At 36.1% G+C, this 25475-nt stretch carries 24 protein-coding genes and 5 tRNA genes; 21 read left to right on the forward strand and 8 right to left on the reverse strand.

Annotated features, from left to right (window positions below; all coding sequences use genetic code 11):
• Positions 1-64: 64 nt before the first annotated feature.
• Complete coding sequence (locus ASG21_RS04630) at positions 65-421, reverse strand: helix-turn-helix domain-containing protein (RefSeq protein WP_056076573.1); 357 nt, start codon at positions 419-421, stop codon at positions 65-67.
• Positions 422-529: 108 nt separating this feature from the next.
• On the opposite strand from ASG21_RS04630, the gene ASG21_RS04635 reads away from it, so the two are divergent.
• From ASG21_RS04635 to ASG21_RS04680, 10 genes are all read left to right on the forward strand, one after another.
• Complete coding sequence (locus ASG21_RS04635; protein ID WP_056076575.1) at positions 530-1276, forward strand: SDR family oxidoreductase; 747 nt, start codon at positions 530-532, stop codon at positions 1274-1276.
• A 258-nt stretch (positions 1277-1534) separates the two neighbouring features.
• The gene (locus ASG21_RS04640) at positions 1535-1867 is read left to right on the forward strand and encodes an SMR family transporter (RefSeq protein WP_056082115.1); all 333 of its coding nucleotides are present in this window, start codon (positions 1535-1537) and stop codon (positions 1865-1867) included.
• 365 nt (positions 1868-2232) lie between these two features.
• Positions 2233-2913 carry a hypothetical protein gene (locus ASG21_RS04645; RefSeq protein WP_056082117.1) on the forward strand — a complete coding sequence of 227 codons (681 nt, stop codon included), beginning with the start codon at positions 2233-2235 and terminating at the stop codon, positions 2911-2913.
• Between the two features lie 183 nt (positions 2914-3096).
• The gene (locus ASG21_RS04650; RefSeq protein ID WP_056076578.1) at positions 3097-4230 is read left to right on the forward strand and encodes an AAA family ATPase; all 1134 of its coding nucleotides are present in this window, start codon (positions 3097-3099) and stop codon (positions 4228-4230) included.
• Positions 4203-4946 carry a hypothetical protein gene (locus ASG21_RS04655; protein ID WP_056076579.1) on the forward strand — a complete coding sequence of 248 codons (744 nt, stop codon included), beginning with the start codon at positions 4203-4205 and terminating at the stop codon, positions 4944-4946. Before ASG21_RS04650 ends, ASG21_RS04655 begins: the two co-directional genes overlap by 28 nt.
• On the forward strand, positions 4937-7330 hold the full coding sequence (locus ASG21_RS04660) for a hypothetical protein (RefSeq protein ID WP_056076582.1): 2394 nt from the start codon (positions 4937-4939) through the stop codon (positions 7328-7330). The genes ASG21_RS04655 and ASG21_RS04660 overlap by 10 nt, the downstream gene beginning before the upstream one ends.
• Positions 7320-9053 carry a hypothetical protein gene (locus tag ASG21_RS04665; protein ID WP_056076585.1) on the forward strand — a complete coding sequence of 578 codons (1734 nt, stop codon included), beginning with the start codon at positions 7320-7322 and terminating at the stop codon, positions 9051-9053. The genes ASG21_RS04660 and ASG21_RS04665 overlap by 11 nt, the downstream gene beginning before the upstream one ends.
• Positions 9046-10065: a hypothetical protein gene (locus ASG21_RS04670; RefSeq protein WP_056076587.1), complete on the forward strand. Its 1020-nt coding sequence runs from the start codon at positions 9046-9048 to the stop codon at positions 10063-10065. The genes ASG21_RS04665 and ASG21_RS04670 overlap by 8 nt, the downstream gene beginning before the upstream one ends.
• Position 10066: 1 nt before the next feature.
• On the forward strand, positions 10067-10423 hold the full coding sequence (locus ASG21_RS04675; protein ID WP_056076589.1) for a hypothetical protein: 357 nt from the start codon (positions 10067-10069) through the stop codon (positions 10421-10423).
• Position 10424: 1 nt separating this feature from the next.
• Positions 10425-10622 (forward strand): hypothetical protein, encoded by a 198-nt coding sequence (locus ASG21_RS04680; RefSeq protein WP_056076591.1) that lies wholly within the window; start codon positions 10425-10427, stop codon positions 10620-10622.
• Between the two features lie 124 nt (positions 10623-10746).
• Here the strand turns inward: ASG21_RS04680 and ASG21_RS04685 are convergent, their stop codons facing one another.
• The 4 genes from ASG21_RS04685 to ASG21_RS04705 all read right to left on the reverse strand — a co-directional run bounded on the left by ASG21_RS04685 (position 10747) and on the right by ASG21_RS04705 (position 15405).
• On the reverse strand, positions 10747-12108 hold the full coding sequence (locus tag ASG21_RS04685; RefSeq protein WP_056076594.1) for a DUF3526 domain-containing protein: 1362 nt from the start codon (positions 12106-12108) through the stop codon (positions 10747-10749).
• A gap of 2 nt (positions 12109-12110) precedes the next feature.
• Positions 12111-13556 carry a DUF3526 domain-containing protein gene (locus tag ASG21_RS04690; RefSeq protein ID WP_056076596.1) on the reverse strand — a complete coding sequence of 482 codons (1446 nt, stop codon included), beginning with the start codon at positions 13554-13556 and terminating at the stop codon, positions 12111-12113.
• A 31-nt stretch (positions 13557-13587) separates the two neighbouring features.
• Positions 13588-14283, reverse strand: coding sequence for an ATP-binding cassette domain-containing protein (locus tag ASG21_RS04695; protein WP_056076598.1), 696 nt, complete (start codon positions 14281-14283; stop codon positions 13588-13590).
• 516 nt (positions 14284-14799) lie between these two features.
• Positions 14800-15405 (reverse strand): hypothetical protein, encoded by a 606-nt coding sequence (locus tag ASG21_RS04705; protein ID WP_056076602.1) that lies wholly within the window; start codon positions 15403-15405, stop codon positions 14800-14802.
• 840 nt (positions 15406-16245) lie between these two features.
• On the opposite strand from ASG21_RS04705, the gene ASG21_RS04710 reads away from it, so the two are divergent.
• The 9 genes from ASG21_RS04710 (at position 16246) to ASG21_RS04750 (ending at position 21292) form a co-directional block, all read left to right on the forward strand.
• Positions 16246-16318 (forward strand) — tRNA-His (locus tag ASG21_RS04710).
• Between the two features lie 131 nt (positions 16319-16449).
• Positions 16450-16523, forward strand: a tRNA-Lys gene (locus ASG21_RS04715).
• A gap of 167 nt (positions 16524-16690) precedes the next feature.
• Positions 16691-16762: transfer RNA gene (locus ASG21_RS04720), tRNA-Pro, on the forward strand.
• Between the two features lie 223 nt (positions 16763-16985).
• Positions 16986-17067, forward strand: a tRNA-Cys gene (locus ASG21_RS20170).
• A 187-nt stretch (positions 17068-17254) separates the two neighbouring features.
• Positions 17255-17326: transfer RNA gene (locus ASG21_RS04725), tRNA-Gln, on the forward strand.
• A 217-nt stretch (positions 17327-17543) separates the two neighbouring features.
• The gene (locus ASG21_RS04730; RefSeq protein ID WP_056076604.1) at positions 17544-18029 is read left to right on the forward strand and encodes a ribonuclease H-like YkuK family protein; all 486 of its coding nucleotides are present in this window, start codon (positions 17544-17546) and stop codon (positions 18027-18029) included.
• A gap of 95 nt (positions 18030-18124) precedes the next feature.
• Entirely contained in the window at positions 18125-18496 is a 372-nt protein-coding gene (locus ASG21_RS04735) for a cyclic-phosphate processing receiver domain-containing protein (protein WP_347230597.1), read from the forward strand.
• Positions 18497-18571: 75 nt separating this feature from the next.
• Positions 18572-19135: a metallophosphoesterase gene (locus ASG21_RS04740; RefSeq protein ID WP_056082120.1), complete on the forward strand. Its 564-nt coding sequence runs from the start codon at positions 18572-18574 to the stop codon at positions 19133-19135.
• Positions 19136-20194: 1059 nt separating this feature from the next.
• A complete protein-coding gene (locus ASG21_RS04750; RefSeq protein ID WP_056082121.1) occupies positions 20195-21292 on the forward strand; it encodes a slipin family protein in 1098 nt (365 codons plus the stop codon).
• Between the two features lie 51 nt (positions 21293-21343).
• On the opposite strand, the gene ASG21_RS04755 is transcribed toward ASG21_RS04750, so the two are convergent.
• Positions 21344-21628 (reverse strand): DUF3817 domain-containing protein, encoded by a 285-nt coding sequence (locus ASG21_RS04755; RefSeq protein WP_056076610.1) that lies wholly within the window; start codon positions 21626-21628, stop codon positions 21344-21346.
• A gap of 235 nt (positions 21629-21863) precedes the next feature.
• Positions 21864-22322, reverse strand: a complete 459-nt coding sequence (locus ASG21_RS04760) for a VOC family protein (protein ID WP_056076613.1) — start codon at positions 22320-22322, stop codon at positions 21864-21866.
• Between the two features lie 203 nt (positions 22323-22525).
• Here ASG21_RS04760 and ASG21_RS04765 point away from each other — a divergent pair, with 203 nt between their 5' ends.
• Positions 22526-23818, forward strand: coding sequence for an alpha/beta hydrolase (locus tag ASG21_RS04765; RefSeq protein WP_056076614.1), 1293 nt, complete (start codon positions 22526-22528; stop codon positions 23816-23818).
• Positions 23819-23830: 12 nt separating this feature from the next.
• On the opposite strand, the gene ASG21_RS04770 is transcribed toward ASG21_RS04765, so the two are convergent.
• Positions 23831-24445 carry a helix-turn-helix transcriptional regulator gene (locus ASG21_RS04770; RefSeq protein ID WP_056076616.1) on the reverse strand — a complete coding sequence of 205 codons (615 nt, stop codon included), beginning with the start codon at positions 24443-24445 and terminating at the stop codon, positions 23831-23833.
• Positions 24446-24645: 200 nt separating this feature from the next.
• Between ASG21_RS04770 and ASG21_RS04775 the strand changes: the two genes are divergently transcribed.
• Complete coding sequence (locus ASG21_RS04775) at positions 24646-25293, forward strand: hypothetical protein (protein WP_056076618.1); 648 nt, start codon at positions 24646-24648, stop codon at positions 25291-25293.
• The last annotated feature ends 182 nt before the right edge of the window (positions 25294-25475 follow it).

Consider the following 25475-nt stretch of genomic DNA (forward strand, 5'->3'; position numbering starts at 1 on the left):
GTTGATTACAGACTCAGATTCATAAGCTCTGCAGTACTTAATTTCGCAAAATAATGATTGCCACTTATCCTTCCACAATTTTTTTGCGATGCTGTATTCCCCAGTCTTTCAAATTGTTGATGATTGTTTTCAAAGTATTTCCATGATCAGTCAGAGAATATTCTACAGTGACAGGTTGGGTTGGATAAACCGTCCGTTTTATGAGCATATTGATTTCCAGCTCCTTCAGTTCTTTGCTGAGCATTCTGTTTGAAATTCCGTCGATATCATTCAGGATATCCGAAAACCGTCTTTTGTTGTGATAGCATATTGAAGAGATCACGGCAATTTTCCATTTACCGTGCAGAACGTCCATAGAATCCTGAACTGCACGCATTTCCTGTTTGTATTCTTTTGTAAAATCTTCTGTATTGCACGCCATAATGTTACCTTGTTACACAATTGTTACTGTTATTTTTCGGTACAAAGTTACTAAAAGTAACCAAATGATTATACATTTGTCATCAGAAATAACAAAACATATTTTACAATGAATTTTAAAGACAAGAATGTAGTCATTACAGGTGGAAGTACAGGGATCGGATTTGCAACAGCGAAAGCGTTTATTGAAGCAGGCGCCAACGTTCTGATTACTGGAAGAAGTGCAGAGAATTTACAGCATGCTGCAGACAGGATAGCAAGTCCGAAACTCAAAACATTAGTTTCCGATACTTCAAATTTATCAGGAATTTCGGTACTGGAAAACCTTGTTGCAGAAAGCGGAAATAAAGTAGATGTTCTTTTCCTGAATGCAGGAACAGCTGTTTTCACACCGATCGAACAGACCACTGAAGAAGATTTTGACAATCAGTTTAATACGAATGTGAAAGGATATTATTTTACTCTGCAAAAGATGATTCCTTATTTTACTGAAGGTTCTTCTGTGGTTTTTAATTCATCTACAGTCGCTACAACGGCGCAGATGTACGGAAGTGTCTATTCAGCGACAAAAGGTGCAGTAAATAAAATTGCGCAAATTGCAGCAAATGAACTGGCAGGAAGGAAAATCAGAGTGAATATTGTAAGTCCGGGACCTACAAAAACGGAAGGTTTTGATAAAGCTGTTCCAAGTCTGGATATGCAGAATGAGTTTGCCAATTCTGTTGCATTGGGAAGAATGGGAGATCCCTCTGAGATTGCTAAGGCAGTACTTTTCTTAGCTTCTGATCAGGCAAGTTTCATTACGGGAACCGAATTACTGGTTGATGGTGGTGCAATCGGCTATTTATTGAAATAGTCCTTCCCAGCAGAGTTTTCAGATAAAACAACCGCAAAGTGTTAAGCTCTGCGGTTGTTCTGTTTAAAATTATTTCATCATCAGCCATTTTGCAGCTTTATCAACCACTTTGTTAAATTAATTCTGCAGAAAAGTGATATCATTTAATCTGACAGTTTTCAGTACTTATTTTTTTACAGCATTTCTTTTTTACTAATTTTGAAGGATATCGTTGAGCAAAAAAACAACGTCTTTGAATTAATTTTAAATTCCAAACCCTTGAAAAACTATCTCTTCCTCGCCGCCGCCATCCTCTGTGAAACCATCGGAACTTCTTTTATGAAAAAAACTGAGCAGTTCACAAAACCTTTGCCAACCATTGTATTTGTAGTCGCAATGACGGCCTCATTTTATCTGCTTACATTTGCTTTGAAGGGAATTCCGATTGGCATTGCGTATGCCATTTGGTCTGCTGTAGGAATCGTTCTTATTTCTTTAGTAGGATATTTTGTGTACAAACAAACTTTAGATTTACCTGCCATTTTTGGGATGGGACTTATCGTTGCGGGTGTAGTAATTATCAATCTTTTCTCAAAATCGGGAGCGCATTAGAGATTAGGTTAAGGTTAAGGTTAAGGTTAAGGTTGAAATCAACTTAGTAAACGAGAAAAGATGCATCCACCTTAATGAATATTTTTCAGATATTTCTTTAAAAAGCTTAACAACTTAGTTTATCTTAATGTTTTAATGGATTAGTACACAAGACAGAAAATCAAAGATTTTCAAAACTTATGTGTTTTAAAATATACGCAAACAATTAAAACTAAAAATTGATGTGGTTAATATTTCAAAACAAATCACATCTTTGATCTGTTTTTTTTGTTCTGTTTTGTTAAAACTTATTGTCTGTAAATTATTTTAGTTTTCTGTAAATCAATATTTCATCATCTCAGAAATATCATTATTTTTGTCTAATGATGGAAAATAAGTCCCCTTTTTTAGATACGCTCTTTCTGCTCCGAAAAGAAGGCACCATGACCATTTTTGCCGACATTCAGGAAATTTCCAAAAAGGAAGAAGAGGATTCTGCCACATATTTTGAATCCGAATTTGAAAAAGAAAGACTCAATTTTCTGTCAGACGAAATTCCCTTCAACAAAGATGCAGCTATTTGGGCTGGAAAAGTTCTGTACCACAGTGCGCAGCTGTATCTGATCAGAAAAGACACGGCAAAGGATGTAAATAAACTGATTCCAAGGTTTGAAAGCAGAAAAGATGTTTCAGCAGTTTTATCGGCAGACTTATCTTTAAGATTTTTACCGCAAATCAGGGATGCACTTCATGTGGCAGACGCTGCAGATCCGGTGGTGAAAATACTGGATGAAATTTTAGCACAGTTTCATTATTCAGCCATCGGTTCAGATGTATATCCTGAAAAAATAATCTGGGAAGAAGGTTTGAAAGATAAAACCTACAGAAAACTATATCTCGAAAGAGTTGTTGACAAAAAGGCTTACAAACTGGCCGAAATTCCCTACATCAATCAACTTTTGACGGCAGAATTTGGAATGTACAAAGATGTTTTCTGGAGAGATTTGCAAGTGGTTACTACAGAATCAGAAGAGCCAAAAAGTGGCGATATTAACAGCACAGCATAAAGCCCTGTGAAATATTTAGTAAATGAATTAAAAGCCCTGAAGGGTGAAATCATAATGAATATTTTTGTATTTCTTAGCTGAGTGAAATCGAAGATTCGACATAGTCAAACGTCTTTCTGAAAAAAATATGTATAACAATAGTAAAAAAAATCTTTGCGCTCTTGCGTTTAATAAATAAAATCAATGACTCAAAATATAGAAAAATTAAACAAAGTTTTAGCCTTCGTGAAAGACACCTTCGTCGGCAAAAATGATGTCGTAGATTTACTTGGAATCTGCCTTCTCGCAAGAGAAAATGCCTTTTTGTACGGTCCTCCCGGAACAGCAAAATCTGCCATCGTGAGAACTTTAGCCAAAACCGTAACCGACGGCAAAAACTTCGAATATCTTTTAACCCGTTTCACAGAACCGAATGAGATTTTCGGTCCTTTCGATATCAGAAAACTTAAAGAAGGAGAGCTGTTTACCAATACCGACGGGATGATGCCCGAAGCGTCGATGGTTTTCCTTGATGAGATTTTCAATGCGAATTCTGCAATTCTGAATTCCTTGCTGATGGCTTTAAATGAGAAGATTTTCAAAAGAGGAAAAGAAACCAGAAATCTTCCGGCACTGATGTTTGTTGGAGCAAGCAACGTGCTTCCCGAAGATGAGGCTTTAAATGCACTGTTCGACCGTTTTCTCATCAGAATCAACGTAGATTACGTGAATCCTGATCTTCTGCAGCAAGTGCTTTTGGCAGGTAGAAGACTGGAAAATATTTCAGAAAGTGAAGGTCCTGAAATTCTTGCCCATGAAATCAAAGAACTTCAGCAGCTTTGTAAAACGGTAGATTTAAAACCGATCTACGAAGTATATTTAAATACCATCATCAATCTCCGGAATACAGGAATTGCGATTTCCGACCGTCGTGCTGTGAAATTACAGAACCTGATTGCAGCAAGTGCTTTAATTTGCGGAAGAAATGAAGCCATCCTGTCGGATCTTTGGGTGCTGAAACACATCTGGGATACCGAAGAGCAGATTGAAATTCTCGAAGGAATTATCAACAGAACCATCGAAAAAGATGATAACTCCAAATCTCACCCTCAGGCTTTGCAGAACAAGGCTCCGAATCCGGAAGAAGTAATGAAAGATGTCAAAATTCTGATGGATCAGTGGCAAAACGGAAGTTTGAGTTTTGAGGAACAGAATGTGATCAAAGATAAATTAAGATACCTGCAAACACGTTGCGACTGGATCAGAAATCCTGAGCAGAAACAGTATATCCAACAGGAAATAGAAAGTTTATGGCAAAAGATCCTTCAGACGGTTTAAAAGAATTCTGGGCAGAACTTCCCAAAGCCGATGAAGATTTTTTAGGCTCAATCCGTGACTGGAAAAATATTCATATTGCTTCGGATGATGAAGTCATCTGGCTGAAAGGTTTTACTGATGAACAGGCTGGTTCACCGGAAATTCAGCAGTTGCCGAATCTTCTGCTGTACGAATTGCGGAACGGACTTTTGTTCCGGACTGGCGCACTGGTGCCGACAAAAAAAATGCGGACGGCTTTGCTCTGGACGGTTATTGATAAAGCTTTAAAACTCAATTTCCCTGTTTCAAATAATAACTTTTTTGGAATTGATGAAAAGATTACAGTGAAATTAAAACCCAGCGAAGACGAGCAGCCTGCAACCGCTTTGCTTTGCGTTATTTCGGATATTAAAGATTTGGTTATTGCCCTGCCGAAATTTAAACTTGAAAAAACCGAATGGATTGTCATTAATGATCAGGCACTTTTTATGGGAAACCCATTACTGAGTTTTCGTGGAAAAACATATTGGTCAAAAGACGGTCATTTATTACCGACAGGTTTTGATTTTGAATTTAAAAACATGAGTTCATTACTCCAGAGAAAATACAACGCAACTCGGGAACAATGGCTTTTGTGGAATGAAGACGGAAGTGTTTTGCATCTCAGTAAAGAAGATTTTCGGAAGCTTTCTGTAAGCTCATTCCGTCTCACTGAAAAATCAAAGGAATGGATGTAAAAGAATATTTTCAGTCATACAGAGATTATTTCTGGGAATGGCAGACCGATAACGATATTGAGGACGATCTGCACCCTCTGGCGAGCCACAACATTATTTATTTTCCGACAGTTGCCTCTGTTGTGGGCTACCGCGTTTACATTATTGAAATTCTGAAAGAGTTACAGTTGCAGGGATGGCCACCGTTTGGAGCTCTGCTTTTGGTTTTGTACGCCACTCAGGATGGATACAAACAGCTCAGAACTCTTACGGATGGACTGAAAAAACACATATCGCGGGAGGAAATCGAAACGTCTTACAACGAAGCGGTTTTTTTACTTAAAAAACTGGAGATTTTAGACCGGAAATATAAAACCGGGCGAAACAGAGTTTTTCTTTTGCAGGCATTATTTGCGGGAAACAAGATGAGTCTCACATCAGCAAAATCCAGGGAACTGTGTGATAATCACGTTTTACGGCCTAATATTATTGAGAGGTCTGCCAACGTTTTAGAACTCACAGGTAAAGTTTTCAGAAAGGATATTAATGCTCTTGCGTATATCAATCAGAAATTCCCAACTACAGAATCTATTGAAAAAGCTTTGCAGGGAATTATCGAAATTCCCGAGCTGGAAGACGAAGTTGTAGAAGAAGAAACTACCGTAGAAACCGATAAAGATTTTATTCAGGAACTTATTGAAGAACCAAAAACTTTTCAGGTGGGAAGTTTAATTAAAAGAATCTGGAGCGGACTCAGAATTCCTATGCGGCATCTTTCACCCGGCGAACAACCGATTGGCGGGGTTTCTGATATGACCAACAAAGGAGATTTCAGCAGAATGCTTTTGTCTGAATTTGCCAACGACGATGAGGTTTTCATGAACCGTGTTGCCAACAACGAAGCGTTGTATATTCAGAGAGAAATTCCGCCTGAAGAAAATATTTTTGAAAGAATAATTCTCATCGATACTTCGCTTAAAAACTGGGGAACGCCAAAAGTTTTGGCTTTTGCATCAGCGATCGCGGTTATAAAACATCCGAAAGCACATTCTGAATGCAAGGTCTTTGCTTTGGGACAAAATACAGTTCCCATTAAACTGGATAAAGTGGATGAGGTGATTGAAAATCTGAATCACGTAAGTCCGGTTCTCGAAGTTTCGCAGGCTTTGCAGAAGTTTTTTGATGAAGAACATACCGAGAAAAATCTGGAAGTTTTTTTCATCACCCATCAGGACAATTTAAATAATCAAAATCTTCAGAAAGTCATCCATGAAAATCGGGATCAGCTGAAATTTCTGGTAACAACCTCCGCAGACGGCGAGCTGAATTTCTACAAACATCACAAAGGAACCAGAAAGCATGTGCAGAAAATGATGCTTCCGTTGCAGGAACTGTGGGCGAATCCTCCGAAATATAAGCAGAAATCGCTAAATACAAATTCGGGCAACAGCAAAAAAGCAGACGTTCCTTTGAACTATCCAATTCTGTTCCCGGTTCCGGTTAATAAGATAGCTGCCTTCCTGCACGAAGGTGATTTTTATGTTTTAAGTTCAAAGAAACAGTTGCTTAAAACCTATCTTTCAGATAACTATTACAATAAAGATTATTACGAATATTACCATATTCACAGAGGCTGTGAAGTTTTAATTGAAAATATTTCTGTAAAACCGAAAGGACAGTTTGCACTGGCAAGAAACAAAGCTCAGCATTTTATTCTCGCCCAATATCTGCCGGAAAAACGCTTCCTGTCTAAACTTAATTTAAATACGAAGGAATATTCGGAACTCAGTCTTACAGGAAGAAATATTCCGCACAGTTTTGAACTGATTTATTTTAATAAGAAATTCTATCTTCGGGACAACGAATCTCTGCAGATTCTTGAATTCAGTCCCGACGGAACTTTGGACGTTGAAACGGTAGATAATAATATTGAAATTACAAAAAGCAATATAAAAATAGAAGCTGAACTGAAAAAGCTCAATCACTCAGGAATTAAAATTCTGAGTAATTTTACAAGTATCTGCATCAATGCTGAAGAAAATCTTGTGATTTCTCACAATGAAATCAATAAACTGTATGATAATTCTCTGACGATGTACAGAAACAGGCATCAGTTGCAGATTTTTGCTCAGCAGAATAAAAACAGATTTACTTTTACCGATGGCAGCGAGGTCATTACAGATACGAGAGGCATGCTCACTTTCAGAAGCAGTAACAAAAATATTCCGGAGTTTTATATTCCTTCTTCTGACAACGGTTTTCTGGCAATGGCAACAGAAAAAGATTTTGGAGGTTCCGAATATTATTTACCTAAAAAAAGCCTTCTCAGAGTAAGAAAAATGGAAGAAATGTACAGTGAATATCTGGAGCCTTTTATAGAACAAATTTGGGAACATGGAACTTAGAATACAGCCTTTTCCGAAAAATACTTATCCCAAAAAAGGACTTTTAATAAAAGGTTCCTCACCATTGATGTGGCTGCAGGAAATGGAAATTCTGGGGATAGATTTAAATGAAATTCTGTCATATCCAATTCCGTCGAATGAACCGAATGTTTTGTATGGCTGTTTTCTGATTTTTAAACATCATGCACCTGCGGAAATTGGTAAAAATGCGTATTTCCAGAGTGTTGATGATAAACTATATATTCCTGAAAACACGGTTTTCTATCCCAAAATAAATCCTGAAGACTGGAAACTTACCAATGCAGATTACATCATCATGCATCCCGATTTCGGACTCGTAAAACTGATTGAAGAAATCGACTGGATAGATTTAATTCAAAATCCGGAACAGCGCGCTGATAAAATCCGCAAGCCATCAAATGGAGTGGAAATTCCTGCTGAGATTAAAAGTTTTATGGTGGAAATGGATGATGAAAAAGTACTGGACGCACTTCAGAAGCCACAGACCGAAGAAGAATGGATGAAAGACCTGCCTTTTGATATGAAAAAAGTGATGGCAGGGAATAAAAAAGAGATCGAAAAATATTTAAAATACATTGAGAAATATCCTGAACGTGCTGTAGAATTGGGAGTTCCGCTCGATATTATGGGAACGTCAAGAGGTGACGGTTTCAGCCAGTACAAATTCGGAAACTGGTTCAGCAAAATTTTCGGCGGCGGCGGATCATCTTCAGGGGGTGACGGCACATCAAAAGATGGCAAATCAGGAAACTACAGATGGGTTTTTTATGTTATTCTGATTGTTATCGGGCTTGCAAGAGTATTTTTTTATCTGGAAAAAGAAAGTTCGTCTGAAATGTCTGAAAATGTTCACACCAGCGACGCTTCAATAATCGAAGGTGCACCGGTGCCACCTCCACCTGCAATTGCGTATCAGTCTGGCGTCACAGATATCGACATGAAAATCGATTCCATGTATGGAGACAGAAGAAATCAGCTCAGAAAAGAAAATAGTGATGCAATGATGCTTCTGATGAGTTCTAAACGTGAAAAACTGTATGAGGAATATGTGAAAAACGGAGGGCGGCCGGTAGAGAAAATTCAGCTTGAATATCTGGCGATACAGAAAAGAATAAAAAAAGCAGAAGACTCACTGAGAAATGTTTACAATGGTAAAATTGATAATTTTTTAGTCGAAAATGAAAAGGTTTTAACTGAAAAGATAACAGATTCGCTGCAGGACTTAGGTTCTGCAAAAGCTTACGACAAAGTCTTTATTGCGGAAATAGTTGAGAGACAGCAGGCTCCGGTACGCGATTCTCTCAGTTACCGCTACGGTACAAAAGAGTATGTGCCTCCACCACGTGCCATTCCTGAGGAACCATCTTCTGTTCAGACGATGGAACCACTGTCTTTACCTAAAAAATCGGTATCATTCACAGAAATTATCGCACTTATTTTAACGATGACCGTTGTAATATTTGGATACTTATTTTTTGTACAGAAAAAATCGCTGGACACAGGTGGCGAAAATGTTCCGACAGGAGTCAAAATTTTTCTGATGACTGTTCTGGTGGCTCTGTTGGTGTATATTTTTTATCCCGTTATCGCAATGTTCGGCTACAACTGGTTTGTGTGGCTGCTTATCATCTGCGTTGTACTGCTGCTTTACAGGCTTTTCAGGGAAGATAAAACTATTTTAAAATCCGATGACGATGAATAGGCAGAAGTTTACAGAGAAGTTTTTTATGGCAGTTCTGATTTTGGCTGTCATTAAAATCGTTGCAATATTTGCGGAGTTATTCCAAAAAACATTCTGGAGTGTGATCGGAAATCTGGCGATTTTTATTGTCGTGGCATTTATTATTCTGATGGTTGTGATTAGTCTTAGGGACAAAGAAAAAACCGGCGAAGCGTCAGGAAGACGTGGAAGTGGTGGCGGAAATTTTTACCTCGAAACTTCACTTTTCGACAGAATCAGAAATAAATACGAAGATCTCGCCCAAAAATACATTGACGAAAAAGACTACACCAGAGCCGCAAAAGTCTACATGAATTTGCTTCAGGATAATTACCGCGGAGCACAAACTTTAGAAGACGGAGGTTTGTACAACGAAGCTGCTGTAGTTTATCTTAAAAAGCTGAAAAATAAATCGCAAGCGGCATCCTGTTATGAAAAAGCAAAACAGTATCAAAAGTCTATTGAACTGTACAAGCAACTTGAGCAAAAGGAAAAAGTAGGTGATTTATACAGAATCATCAATGATAATAAAAATGCCAATTCTTACTATCAAATGGTTGTGGATGATTATGTAGGCAACAGCCAGATGGTCAAAGCTTCACTGATTCAAAGGAAAAAGATGGATGATCCGGAGGCTGCACAGAAAATTTTACTGCAGGGCTGGGAGGAAAATAAAGACGCATTCAACTGTCTGAACAATTATTTTGTGAATATTTCTGATTTAGAAATTTTAAATGAAAAAATTCAGTTTTTGTATGAAAAAACACCATCAGACAGGAAATTAATTTATCTGGAAGCGATAAAGCATGAATTTAAAAAAGATCAGAAACTTCAGGAAACCGCACGGAATATCGCCTACGAAATTATCGCTGAAAAAGTGGAAACCAATACAACCATCATCAACGAACTGAAGCATTTTAATCCGCAGGATGAGGTGATTTTAAAAGATATTTCGAGGTATAAAACGGGGAGGAATAAAATGTTTTTGAATTAATATGAGTCTTACAATATCATTTATGTATTTATCTGAAACTTTCAATAGCACAAATATTGAAATAGAAAGTGACTTATTTGGTTTTGAGATTTGTCGAAAAGAACTTTGGGGTAATCAAAAGCTTAGAGATTTAGGATGTATAATTATTCCGAAATTAAATGAAAGTGATCTCTATATAATTAATGATAATCTTCAGACAACTTATAAAGATTGCCAGACCATTTTGAAAAATATTAATGAAATAAGTTTAGTCACAAATTATTCTGCAGAATTTATTGAATTTAGAATTAATAATTTGCTAAAGTTTATTGAAGTTGCTATCAGTAATAAACATGATTTAGGGATAAATATATCATAAGATGGATAATACAAATAAATACATTTACCTTATTAACGATGGTGAAAATCCTTATGAAATTGTAGGTGAAGTGATGGATAATTATAATTCTCCTCTATTTGCAATAAAGAAAATCAGAGAAATTTTCCCTAACATTTCTTTAGTAGATGCAAAGGAAAATAGTAAATATTTCAAATTCGGAGCACAAAAGTTTGGATGATTATCAGGGAAGTTTGCTGCCTGATCCTGAAGAGTCTTTCAGAATAATTAATGATGAAAGTGAAAATTTACTGTAAAAATTTAAATAATTTGGGGCGGAAATTTTAGAAATCCGCCCCAAATTATTAATAGAATAGTCTTCTGAAATTTAAATTACCAATTATCAATAAAATCAAACCTAGGAGTATAAGAGAAATCACAGATTTCATTTTCAAAGAAGAAACGGGATTTTCATAATGTTTTAAACCAAATTTTTCCACTTCCGCTAAAGAAACTTTCTTTTCCTGAAAAATTACAGGATAGAAATGAAGCCTCAGTTTTTCATGATAATCTCTCACAAAATTCTGAAAATCCAAATGCGATCTCAAGTCTGAACCTGACAGTGAATTTACCGAAAGCTGTGTCTGAATGGTTGGGAAAAACAGCGCAACAACGGAAGCAAATTGCTGACGGTTTTCTAGCTTCTTTTCCATTGCTTTTCTGCTTTCCAAGGCCTGATCATCACCCATTTGCTGCATTCCGTAGTACCAGAACCAAGAGAATGTTTTCTTTTCATCGAAAGGAAACTGCCTGAATTGCGGATAATGTTTAAAAAACGGATCCATCGTAACGTTTTTAGGTAAATCCCATTTTTCGTGATAGCCCTGTCGCTGTTCCATTACATGTTTCAGAGCTTCAGGAACAGGATATTTTGCCGTGAGGTAAAGATTCAGTGAAGCGGGAACCACAATGGCCAAACCAACCCACAAACCAATCAGAGATGATGCATTGAAATTGGATGTTTTCCCAAATGAAATGATGAAGAAAACAGCTGCAAACCAAAAAATTAAATAAAGCAAAATCAATCCGAAAATGGAGAAGAAAATGGAGTCCAATTCAAGAGTCAGATAGAATAACGCTGCAATCATTAGAATAAATGCAGTTGCAAAAATCACCAGAATTCTGACCAATAATTTATTCCAGATAATAAGATGAGGTTTTGAAGTCTGAGATTTAAGTAAAATCCATACACCATTTTCCTGTTGAGAAGACAGAATATTGTAGCTCAATGCAATAATTACCAATGGAAACAGAAAAATGAAAACAAATCCCAGATCGATATTTCCCATCAGTAAGCTTGAGGGATTTGCGATGTCGGTGTCATAGATCTGTCCTTCCAAACCAAGCATCGTAACCGAAATCAGGTTAGGATTGATGTCTCTCTGTCCGTTTGAAAAAGCAGCCCATTTTGTTGCGGTATTGGCCACTGAAAACTTGTTGTGAAAGAAGAAAAGTCCGGTGTCTTCACCAAAATGTTCATAGTTTTTTGCGGTATTTTCTTTCTGCAATGCGACGGCTTTCTGAACAACATTGTCCTGACGTCCAATAAAAGTTTTTCCAAAGTACAGGCCGATAAATCCAGCCAGAAGCAAAATAACGATGGCAGTGATCGAAGATGTATTTCGGAAAAATATTTTGAGTTCAAATAAAAAAAGGTTCTGTTTCATGTTTAAATCGTTTTGATACGTTTTACCGAGAATTGAATTCCGAAAATGCTTACGGTAAGCCAAAAGAGCAGGGCCAAAAATGCTGTTGAATTTTTAGAAACAGCCTCATTGATTGTCGTAAAATGATATTCAAAATCTTTCTGTGAAGCCCAATTGTTGCGGCTGATCATGTGTGGTTTTTCGTGTTCTCCGGGTTTCTCGTTGCTGATATTTTCGATCTGCAGCTGATTCATTTTTTGAGCCAAGCCGTATCGGTACTGTTCTGCCTGATTTTGAAAATCGGTGTATGTACTGTAATCGGATGCTGTCAGAATCATCGAAACCTCTTTTAATGCCAAGTAAGGATTGAGAAAACTCCCCAGTTTTGTAATACTGTTTTGATTCTCAAAGGTTTTATTTAAATCTTTCTGATGTTGGCTGTAAATACCTGAAGTAATTTTTTCACCTTCAGCCATAATAAAACCACCGTAATTGAATGGAAGCTTCTTCACATCATCCACATTGTATTTTTTCATTAAAGAATCTTTTATTTTCGCATAATGCGGATCATCGGGATTGTGGCTGTCACCTTCTTTGCTCACATCTTCAGCAATTTGGGCCAAAAAGGAAATTTTAGAAGGTGAAGGATAAATTTGATTTCCAATGGACTGCGTTATTCTGGGCATTATCACAATGAAAAATATCCATGAGGCCAGTAAAGTCGTCAAAGCAGGTCTGGAGCCTGACGATAAAGCAGAAACCAAAGCCGTAATCACAGAGATGACAAAGAAGTAAATGATGTAACCGCCAATCAGAAGCAAAAGTCTCACTGCAGAATCGCCGGAAAGCTGCCAATTGCTAAGAATTCCCCGTAAAATAATCGTGAGAATAATTAAAGGAATAAAAATAGAAAGCGATAATGCGAGCAGTCCAAAAGTTTTGCCCCAAAGTAAATCTTTCCACGTAGTGTTCTGACACAGTAAAATTTTTAAAGTTCCTGATTCCCGTTCGGCCGAAACACAGTTATATCCGACAAAAATAATGAGCAGCGGAAAAAGAATTTGTAAAACCATGGCCACACTCAGTTCACCAAATCGGAGCATCCCGTTGGAAAAACTGGCTTCACTGAAGTTGACGCTGTTTTGTTTATGAGCTTCCAGAAAAATAGAAACGCCTGCGAAACTTTCGATTCCAAAATCAAAAAAGCTGAGTTCATGTTTTTCCCTGAAGGCAAGATAGCCGTAATGCGCCATTCTGTGGGGATGTTTGTCGGGATTGTCAAGCCACTGTTTTCGAACTTCTTTTTTATACTGAAGTCTTTGTTCGTTTTGCACCTTGTAGTTTTTCCAGCCGACAAAAGTGGCGAGAAGCAGCGAAAAGCTGAGTAAAACCGCAAAAGCAAAAGTTGCCTTATTGGAATAAGCCATCCTGAAAGTCTGTCTGGCTATAATAAATATGTTGTTTGACATTTGATTTTAATTAATTAGAATCCGAATGGGTTTAAATGGTCTGCAAATACAGTTTCTGCAAATCTGCCGCAGTAATTTCGTCGGCTTTCAAAGTGTGAATCAGTTCGCCACGTTTCATAATTCCGATGTGAGTACCGACATTGACGGCATTAAAAATATCGTGAGTCGCCATCAGAACAGATTTACCTGAATCTGCCAATTGTTTCACCAAAAGAGTAAATTCTTCAGTCGCTTTCGGGTCTAATCCGCTGGTAGGTTCATCCATTAAAATCAGTTGGGCATCTTTCGCCACGGCGATGGCAATTCCCACTTTCTGACGCATACCTTTGCTGAAACCGCTGAGTTTTTTATAGTGTGCATCGGTCTGTAATCCGCATTGATTCAGGAAATTTTCAAGTTCGTTTTTGGTGAAATTAAAACCTGCCAGTTTTGAAAAATAGCTCAGATTTTCTACGGCAGTAAGATTCCCGTAAAGCATCACCACTTCAGGAATATAAGCGATATTTTTTCTGCGGTCGCCTTTGCTGTCATTAATATTTTTATTGTCGAATAATATCTCTCCAGAACTCGGTTCCAGAAAGCCCAAAATAAGATTGATAGTCGTGGTTTTTCCGGCACCATTCTGACCGAGCAAACAGTAGACTTCGCCTGCGTTGACGCTTAAATTTAATTGATTGAGCGCCAGATGAGCTCCGTAACTTTTTGTAAGTGAAACAGTTTGTAACATAGGTTGATGTAAATAGATGATTGCCCCTTCTCAAAGAAAGAGTCTGAATTTTTAATTGAATTGTTGAAATTTCTGACCGTTAAGCCAAAGAATAAACAGCGGGCGGACCTTTATTGGTGCACGACAGAAGATATGCACGGCTCTCGCCAAGAACAAAAAAAGATTTTGAATTAAATGTTTTCAGCTTTGAAAAAGATAAATGCTGAATGTTTTCAGAAAGGAAATCCAGCGACTGATGCTTGATAAAATCACATAAATCACATTTTTCAGCCAAAGTTTTAAAATGGTCCGTTCCTGAATTTTTTTTGAAATCAATTTGAGAACTAGTCTCAGTTTCTGAATTGTGATGATGAAACACCTTAATAAAATTAGCCTGCACAAAGACAAACAGCAAAAAAGCCGATAGAAACCGGATAACAGTGCTGTTTTTGTATGTGACATTTTTTGCTGACAAGTCGTCAAAGTTAGTATTTAAAATTTGGAAGGCAAAATTTGGAAGGGATTGTTCAGTTTAAATTAATATGATTTATTGTTTAAGAGAAAGTAAATTAAATCTTTTATAGTTATTTTAAAAATCAAAAGATAATTGTTCACCCTTTTTATAAGAGTTTCGCCTAAAAAAGGAAAGGTTTGTCTAATTTCAAATTCTCCAACGTTTCTATCTAACATTCTTAAAGCAAATTGTTTACAATGAAAATTAAAATTGACATCGGGAAAAAGGCCAATCGAATTTTCTATTTGATGAGGTTTGAGTTCTCTTCCAATTGTCAAGTGAGCTTCTGATTTATTACTAATGCCTTTAATTCTTGCTCTGACTCTTTTCAATAATCCTTTGAAATGTTCATTCCCAGTAGTGTCAGGTAAAATAAGAAGTGTTTTTGAATAAATAACATTGTTAAATACAGAGTCAAAACTGCATTCTCTTTGGGCTATCATGATGATTTTCTTTATAATGTTAGCCAGTTCTTTTTCGGTCGCGTCAAATTCTAAGATTGTGATGTGGGCTTTCGAATCTCGACTTTTAAAATCTCCAACTTTATTAAATAAAGTATCCTTGTAACTTTTAAAACGTGTTAGAATAGGATCATCAGGATGAATAACAATTGAATAACGATTTAGCATAAGTCTGTAAAAATCTAAGTTATTATATTATACAAATTTAAAAATATAAGAGCGATTTTTGAATTTTGAAAATGAAAATACAAGGCTCGAAACTACTTAATAATCAACTTTAAGAGAAAAACACTTATCTTTGCACCAGTAAAATTATGACAATTCAAAGAGCACATATCAGTTTAAATCTATGCGACAGCCCATCAATAAAGGGATTGTTAGGATATGAATATATGATATGGAATGAGGCGAAATGCGCTTGCTTTGAGAATTTTTTACTGTAAACCCGTAAATATTTAATCAAAATACTGCAGAAACGCCTCGATATTCGGGGCGTTTTTTGTGTTTTTAAGGACGAAATTATTTAGAATGGAAAAAAATAAACAAAAAAGTAAATTTTTTTAATCCAATATGAACATATAATACGATAAATAAGAGTGATTAATAAACCGATGAGAGACAGTCATTTAGGTAATTAAAGTATCTGTAAATTATTACGGACAGAAACTCTCTACTCTAAAAATAGATTATAATTAATTGATTTCCAACTAGTTAATTGAAAAATAAATTTGTGAATTAAAAAAATTCATATTTACTTTGCAACCGAAAATTAAGAACAAAACGTTTTTTAATGTTTTCAAAAAAATAATTTTATACAACAGAAATATAATGAAACAATTACATAACATATCTAATCAGTATTCAAGACAACATGGACAAATGCCGGTGGGACTTGCGTGTATTCTTGATTGTGAATTCGTGTATAAAAGGTGTTTATATAAATGCGTCAGTTAATGAACTGACACGTGAAAAATATAGAGCGCCTCCTGAAAAGAGGCGTTTTTTTTTGGTTTCTTTAGCTTATTTGGTAAAGCGCCGGTTTGTGGCACCGGAAAACAGGGTTCGATCCCCGGAGAAACCCAAAAGGTGAATGGAAAAATGGTCAATTGTGAATCGTGAATTTTGCTTCGCAAGTGAATTTTAAAATTTCGTAAGTAGAGTGAATATAAAATTGACAGCAAAGCGAATTGACCATTGACTATTCACAGAAACAATCTCATAGCTCAATTGGTTAGAGCACCAGTCTTTTAAACTGGGGGTTGAAAGTTCGATTCTTTCTGGGATTACAGGAAATGTCAATGGTCAATGGTGAATTTTACTTCGTAAGTGAATATAAAATTGACAGCAAAGCGAATAAAGTATTGACAATTCACTCCAACTTATTATAAAGATTCACGGAAAAATTCCCGCTCCGACTGTCTCTCGGAAAAGAATTTTGAAGTGAATCTGCAAACTGGAAAGATAACGGTGGTTGTTTACCCGCCTTGGACGCGGGAGGTTGCAGGTTCAAATCCTGCTTTCCAGACAAAAATGTGAATGAGTGAATGGTCAATTTTACTTCGTAAGTGAATTTTAAATTGAGAATTCACAATATTTAATGAGAAAAAGAAAAGGTTTGTCGAGCGCAGAAGTTCTTTACAAAAACACAAATAAAAAATAGACAAACTTTAGAGATGAGTGATGAGTAATGTGCAATAAGTGATATGATAAAATTACTCATTACCAATTTCTTATTACTCATCAAATTTGATGGTTCGCCGAAGTGGGAGAGTCGGGGCGGTCTGCAAAACCGTTGTGAAAACTGAGTGGGTTCAACTCCCATAACCATCTCAAATAAAAAGTGAAGAGTCAATAGTGAATTTTGCTTTGCAAGTGAATTTATAATGATTGACAAATGAAGCGAATTGACAGTTCACAATTCACGAATAATTATCCCGAAGAAAGATTAAAGTTTGTCGGGCGCAGAAGTTCTTATATCAAACTAAAAATTAAAGACAGGCTTTATTTTTCTTCATATTGATTCATAGTGTAATTGGCAGCACACAAGACTTTGACTCTTGTTGTTCAGGTTCGAGTCCTGATGAATCAGCAAAATTTATCTGTCATCATTGAAAAGGCTTTGTGTTCTTAGCTGAGTGAAATCGAAGATTCGACAAAGTCAAACGCCCTTGCGAACTTTAATAGCAGTCGGTAGTGAAAAATCTTTGCGGACTTTGCGTTAAAATAAGCACGGTGCCGGAGTACAGATATTAAAATAATTATTCATAGAAATTTTAAACAAAACAAATTTAAAACATGTAGAAAAAATGGAAACGCAACAACAAACATGGCAAAACATGACCGGAAAGATTTTCCGAAATACGATCACCAATTTGGTAGAAGAGGCCATCATCCGCGAACAGGCAAATGGACACCGACTGAAAGTTTGTGTGGGTTCAGATTCCCACGTTTATGGCGATGAGATCAGTTATGCAACCGCAGTTGTCTTTATCCGTGAAGGAAAAGGAGCGTTTACTTTTATCAGAAAGGAAAGAGAATTTCAGAAAATCAGCATCAAAGAGAGAATGCTCAATGCTGTCAACAAATCTGTAGAAATCGCTTATGCCATCTGTTCAGTTTTGGAAATGTATAATGTCGAAATGGAAGTTCACGCCGATATCAATACCGATCCCGAATTCAAATCCAACGTCGCTTTGAAAGACGCAATGGGATATATTTTGGGAATGGGATATGTTTTTAAAGCAAAACCTTTTGCTTTCGCAAGTTCCAATTGTGCTGATATGATGGTATAGAAGCAGGAAGATGAGAGAGGGAAGCGGGAAGTTTGGTAGTATGATGTAAATTTCTGGCATCCAGCTTCTGACCTCCAACCTATAAAATTATTGAAATGACAAAAAGACTACTTTTTTTGGATGATCTGAGATATCCAATTGATGCTTATCACTATACAAAGCAAGATATTTTCCTCAGAGACGACTGGGTAATCGCTCGGAATTACCATCAATTTGTAAGTTCAATTTTAGAAGAGGGACTTCCTGAATTTATTTCCTTTGATCACGATCTTGCTGACGAAGATTACCTGGAATCAGATTCTCACGAAATTCCTGAAAAGACAGGTTACGAATGTGCCAAATGGTTAATAAATTATTGTATGGATCATAATGCAGAATTACCGAAGTTTTTCAGTCACTCAATGAATCCTGTAGGCAAGGAGAACATTGAAAGTTTATTAAACAATTACAAAAAATTGACCCGCTGACAGCAGAAATATTAGTTGGAAGTTTTTACAAATAGAAAACTTCCGGCAACCTGCACAGCAACAAATATTAAAAAAATGAAAACAAATATATTTTTTACGGCAGACCATCATTTCGGTCATGCCAATATTATAAAATTTTCCGAACGGCCGTTTGAGTCGTTGGAACAGATGAATGAAGAACTCATCAAACGTTGGAATGAAAAAATAGGGAAAGATGATACGGTCTACCATCTGGGCGATGTCAGTTTGGGCAAGCCGGATTTTACAAAAGAAATTCTGGATCGCCTCAACGGTAAAATCCATCTGATCAAGGGCAATCATGAAGGAGCAACCTTGACTTATCCGAAAAGGTTTGAATCGATAAGAGATTATCATGAATTGCGGGTTGATGAACCGGAGAACAACAACGGCAAACAGAAGATTATTCTTTTGCATTACGCAATGCGAACCTGGAACGGTTCACATCGCGGAACCTGGCAACTCTATGGTCATTCACACGGAACTTTGCCTGATGACGAGATGAGTTTAAGCCTTGATGTCGGTGTAGACTGCCACAATTTTTATCCGGTTTCATATGAAGAAGTGAAGAGTTTGATGCAGAAAAAGAAATGGACGCCACCGTTTGCCCCGAGAAATTAAATTAAAATAATTTCTTTCTGCGCAAAATGATTGCGCAATAGCATCTTTACTTTGCATCATCAATTAGAACTAATACTAAAATTCAGCGATGGATTTCAGTCAAAATATCAGACAGGTCACGTTGAGCGTTTCGGTATATCGCCATTGCAGAAGGATTTGTTGAGAAACATAAGTCTTTTCTGTTCAGCTTGATCTGAAGGTTTCAGAAGTTTGCCAAAAAATTTCTACCCTATTTCTTTGTATGGAGGTTCGAGTCCTCTCTGTGAATGGACACGGTAGCTAAATGGTATAGCAATGGAAATCTTAGGATGCGAGGGTTCGACTCCCTCTCTCAATTCAGTTTTGAGATAGCTCAGTTGGTTAGAGCACTACACTTTTAATGTAGTTTTTATGGGAACAGGCTTAAAATCTTTTTCCGACAGTCGAGTTTTGTTGTTTTCTCTTTAAAAAAGCATCTCCCAGAGGAAAATTCTGAGGTTTTTTCAGTTGTTGAATCAACAATTTAAGAAAGCTTGCAGGAAAAGATGATTTTGGAAAAATAAAATTCGGTTGATAAACTAATGATTGTTGAACCTGTATTTTTAAAATAAGGATTAAATGCGAACCACTTCTTTTTGCTTTTGCATTAATAAAGTTTACGCTCAAAATCTAAAATTTAGAAATGAAAGTTAAACATCATGTTTTCATAAGAATTGATATTTTCTAGACCACTTTTCTTCCGCCATTTTTTGGATGAGAGAAACTCGGATTTTCCTTTTTTAATTAAAAATTTTTAGTAAATGACAATAAAATAAACGCAAAGATTTAATTTAAAAACTGCACAAATTAAAGCAAGCAAAGACAAATGAATTCTTCATTGATGAAGCTAATAAATCAGTTTTTTTGAAATTTCTTTAATAATTTCACGCTTCATCAAATCAATTTATTGATTCCTCTTTGCAGACTTTAGTTAAAGAGAGCTTGATTAAGTCTTTGCGTTTAAATTTTGCAGCTTATAAAAGAAATATTAGTGAAAAATGTCATGCAATAGAATTTAATAACACTTTAAAAACAAATATAATGATCAAAAATGTACAAATTAAAGCATACCAGGTCGGTCTGGTTTTTAAAAACCGAAACTTAACCGAGATTTTGAAAGAAGGCAATTACTGGCTTTTCGGAAACAAATCTGTAGAGATTTTTGAAATGAAAGCCCAGTTCAGAGCCGGCGACGATTTGAATCTTTTGCTGAAAAATAAAGATTTAGCTTCCATGATTGAAGTTGTAGATGTGAAAGACGGCGAAATCGTTTTGGTTTACGAGAACGGAATCTTTAAAGAAGTTTTGAATGTCGGTCAATACGCTTTCTGGAAAGAAATTGTGAATAGGGAATTTCAAAAAGTGGATTTAACGAAAGTTGAAATCACCGAGAATGTTGCTAAAACAATTTTAGAGAATATCAAGTTGAAAAGTTATGTCAGAAAGTTTGTCATCGCCAATCAATACAAAGGTTTGCTGTTGATTGACGGTAAATTGACCCAGGTTTTGGAAGCCGGAACATTCTATTTTTGGAACAACGAAACTTCTGTCGAAGTGAAAACTGTGGATACGAGAATGCAGCAAATGGAAATCGCCGGACAGGAATTGCTGACCAAAGATAAAGCGATGTTGCGAATCAATTTTTATGTACGTTATCAGGTTGAAAACGTGGTGAAAGCCTTGATGAACAACAAAGAATACGACAAACAACTGTATATTTTGATGCAGTTGGCGTTGCGTGAATTCGTTGGAGCGTTGACCTTGGACGAGTTGCTGATTAAAAAAGATTCTGTCGGCAGAGAAATTTTGGAAAATCTTGGAGCAAAAGCCAATGACTTAGGTTTGAAAGCTTCTGATGCGGGAATTCGGGACGTAATTTTAACTGGTGAAATGAAAGAAATCATGAACCAGGTTTTGATTGCCGAGAAAAAAGCGCAGGCCAACAGCATTATGCGTCGTGAAGAAACGGCTTCCACAAGAAGTTTGCTCAACACCGCAAAATTAATGGAGGAAAACGACGTTTTGTGGAAACTGAAAGAAATGGAATACATGGAGAAAATTGCCGATAAAATCGGTGACATCACAGTTTCCGGAAACAGCAATATTGTTTCTCAGCTGAAGGAGATTTTCGCTAAATAATTTTTAAATAAAAGAATACCAGTTCAATCGTGAGCTGGTTTTTTTATGATTCTAGTTAGGGTATTCCTCAGCCAGCTTTTTATCCAACACAAACGGAACGATTGGCACAACGGATGCAACGAGATAAAGAGCAATTCTCATCAGGCTCCATCGGTATTTGATGGCTGCCAAAATTAAAAAGACAAAAAAGACGAGAAACAAAACTCCGTGAATCCATCCAAAATATTTTACAGCGTGAGGGAAGTCGAAAAAATATTTCAAAGGCATCGCGATAAAAAGCAGAATCAGATATGAAATACCCTCTATCACGGCTGTTTTTCGATATAAATTAATCATTTTAATAATTTTGGAATTTCTTTGTTTTCTACTGCAATATTAGATGATTTCTCTTGAATGGGCAATATCAAAGTTTCCGGAAACAAGAACATCAATTGTCGCTTGAAGAAGGTTTCAGGCAATAATTTATGAAAAAATTTTTGAGCGATCAACGCCTTGTTTTTATTTAAGAAAAAAAAGTCCCCACGGACGGCCTAAAAAAATAGGACTTCGGTCCGATTAAAAAAGATTGACTTTAAATCATTTCCCTGCTTTTCTCCATCCACTCCTCATAAGAAATCACACCCAATTCCGGTTTTCCGTCACCTTCCAAGATCGAAATAAATTCCAGCTGATTTCCATCGGGATCGTTAAAGTAGATTGCTAAAGCCGGCATCCACGCAAAAACCATCGGTTGAATTGAACCGTTCTTCATGAAGTTGTAAGGTTGTAAGTTTTTAGTTTTCAAAAAATCAACTGAATAATTCAAAATGTCATTTGTATCTGCTGAAAAAGCAAAATGTCTGGTCTGCAAATTTTCTTTCTGTTCCCACAAACCAAGCATAGATTCTTTCTGGTCGCCAATCCACAGAAAAGCGATAGGTCTTGTTTCGTCCCTGTGAGCCAACTTTAAGCCTAAAACTTCGGTGTAAAACTGTATTGAATTTTCTAAATTGCTTACCTGGATGTGTGTTTCGTAAAGTCCTTTTATCATTATTAAAAATTTAATTAGACAAAACTATAAAACGGATTTTCTAAAATTTAAAATCTACGATTCCTTTATTAAAAATGAATGATAGATAGATTTCATTTTGCCTTACAGTTAAATTTTATCTTTAATATGTGATATTTTTTTTATCTTGAACTGTAACTAAATGGGTATCTATACTGTCATCTATTTGTAAAATCTTATCAATTATGCTAAAACTAATTTTAAATGTATTCATTTTTCTTTTCTCCGTAATTTTTGCTCAATTTTCAGGGCAGATGCTATACCAGATTTATCAGGGAGTGAATGTTGAAAAATATCAAGGTAAAAACTTTATTCTGGAAGGGAAAATATTCTATAACAACGAGATTTCTAATAGTTCGTGGATTGTACTTACCACCGTGCCGATGAACAGTAAAGGCAAAGTAATGAAAGATCCTACACACACTCCCGATGCTGGAATTTACTATAAAAAAGGAGAGTGGAGCTCATACGAAATGAAAGGTAAAATCGATAAAAATGCGATGGGACTTGTGATCGGAGTTTCTGTAGCAGGTAAAGGAAGTTATTATCTTGATGATTTTAAATTGTATGTTTTGGATGGTAAAGATAAAATCGAAATTCCTGTGAAGAACGGCGATTTTGAAGAAGGTTCATTGATGCCTTGGCAATCCCATGCTGCGGAAAAAGGTTCTGTAATGTCAATCTCGACGGCTAAATCTTTTTCAGGAAAACAGTCATTGCTGATTGATAATTCAAACGCAGATGTTAAGCCAAGTATTGGCAATAACAAAGAAGTCGGAAAAATGATTGATATCAACGGTGTCAAATTATACTATGAAATCTATGGACAGGGCGACCCGCTTTTGCTAATCCACGGAAACAACAGTTCGATGGCAAGTTTTGATAATCAGTTGGAAGTTTTAAGCAAAAAGTATCAGGTGATAGGATTGGACAGTCGCGGTCAGGGAAATTCATCTTCAGACGATACGAAGCTAACGTATGAACTAATGGCGGATGATGTAAATGTATTTTTAAATAAAATGAATCTTAAAAATGTCAACGTATTAGGCTGGAGCGATGGCGGAAATATTGCGGTCATTTTAGGAATGGAATATCCTGACAAAGTAAAGAAAATGGCGATTATGGGAACGGTTTTGTATAATAATGAAACTTCAGTAGATCCTGAAATCAATAAAATCCTCCATCAACAGGTTAAAGAAATGAAGGCAAGAGGCGTAGCAGAAAACAATATGGATTACCGTTTAAAAATGTTGCTTCTTACCGAGCCCAATATTAATCCGGATGCTTTGAAAAAAATACAGGCTCCAACTTTGGTAATGGCTGGTGAGCATGATGTAATGCCGGAAAAACACACCCGACTCATCACCGATAAGATTCCGAATGGGAAAATGTTGATTTTCAAAGGTGGAGATCATGAGGCTCCTAAAAATATGCCCGAAAAATTTAATAAAGCCATTTTGGAATTTTTTGAAGAATGATAGATGTGCAGATTATTTAATTGATTTTCTTTCCAAAATCTCAATCCTTTCCAAAATGCTGGAGAGGATATTTTTTTGCTCAGAAGATAAATAACCTGAGATTTTGTATGCCTCTTTTTCAGGTTGCTCCTGCTCTGAAACGGAACTTAGATACTGCAGATTTCCATTCTCAATACATAGCAAAGTTTCACGATTTTCTTCCACCATATCTGACTTCATTAAAAACAAAAAATCCCCAATTTTATAATTTGACAAAACCGATGTGTTTTCTTTGAATTCATAGATTAAATCAATATTTGCCAATGCTTTTTGCAGTGAGTTATATTGAGTGTTGTTGTCAAAATTATTCTCCTGATAAGGTAGATCTGAATTAAATGAGAGTTGGAATTTTTCGAAATTTTCCGGCTTATTGAGATCATCAACCGTTAAAGGAACAGTCAGGAATTTATCCAAATCCAGATTAAAGTAATGAACAACAGTTAGTAGTGTTGCGATTTTAGGTTCTGAGCGTCCTTCTTCATACGCACCGATAACTCCTCGGTTCAGTTCAAATAAATCCGCGAATGCCTGCTGGCTTAAACCTTTTGCGTGTCGTATCGTCTTAATATTAGCTCCGAAAAAACTCATAAGTTCTAATCTTTTTTGCAAATGTAAGATTAAATTTAATTATTTTGCTAATATTATTTGCATTTTAATGTATTTTTATTATATTTGTGAACATCCGGTATAAATGAAGCGTTTGGGTGAGGTTTTTAGTTGGAATGTTTTAAATATTTAATCAGATTTGAATATTTATTACAAAATAAATAATCTATTAATAATGAATTATGATTGATCAGGAATTTTTAAATACAGCTTTTTCTCCGGTTAACACGGTTTTATCTGTGTTGCTGATCTTATCGGTCATTTACTGGCTCTTTACCATTATCACCGGACTGGATATAGATGTCGGGCTGGATGCTGATATTGATACTGATGTCAACAGTCCGGATGGTCACGTTCATGTTGGGGATGATGCTTCGGGATGGCTTCAGTTTTTGAAATTTCTGAATCTTGATATTGTACCGATCACGTATTTTCTCACGTTTTCACTTTTACTGACCTGGTTGGGTTCATTTTATCTCGAATCTTTTTTCTCTTTTGAAATTTGGATGTCGGCTTTAATGGTCATTCCGATATTTTGCATCAGCATTCTCTTGACGAAATTAATTTTAAAACCATTAAATCCATTCTTCAGAGAAATTAATCACAAGGGCGAAATTCCACATGATTTTCTGGGCCGACAGGGGAGAATGAAATCAACCATCCACGGAGATAAAACCGGAATGCTGGAAGTGTTCGTAGGAAAAGATCCGATGGTTCTGATGGTGAGAAGCAAAGATGGTGAAGTGATTAATCATGGAACGACCGTTTACATCGTAGACGAAGATCGTGAGAAAAGAATTTATTACGTCGCAGAAGAAATAAAATTTTAAAAAGTAAAACAATGATCACCTTATTTATGCTGATGTTCAGCTACATTTTAGAATTGCTTCTTTAATTAGTTTTGATCATTTTATTGTTCAGTGTCTTCGCTGAGGGAAATCGAAGATTCGACAAAGTCAAACGCCTTTGCAAACTGAAAATATGCAGAACAATAGTAAAGAAAATCTTTGTG

The organism is Chryseobacterium sp. Leaf394, from assembly GCF_001424105.1.
Classification (GTDB): domain Bacteria; phylum Bacteroidota; class Bacteroidia; order Flavobacteriales; family Weeksellaceae; genus Chryseobacterium.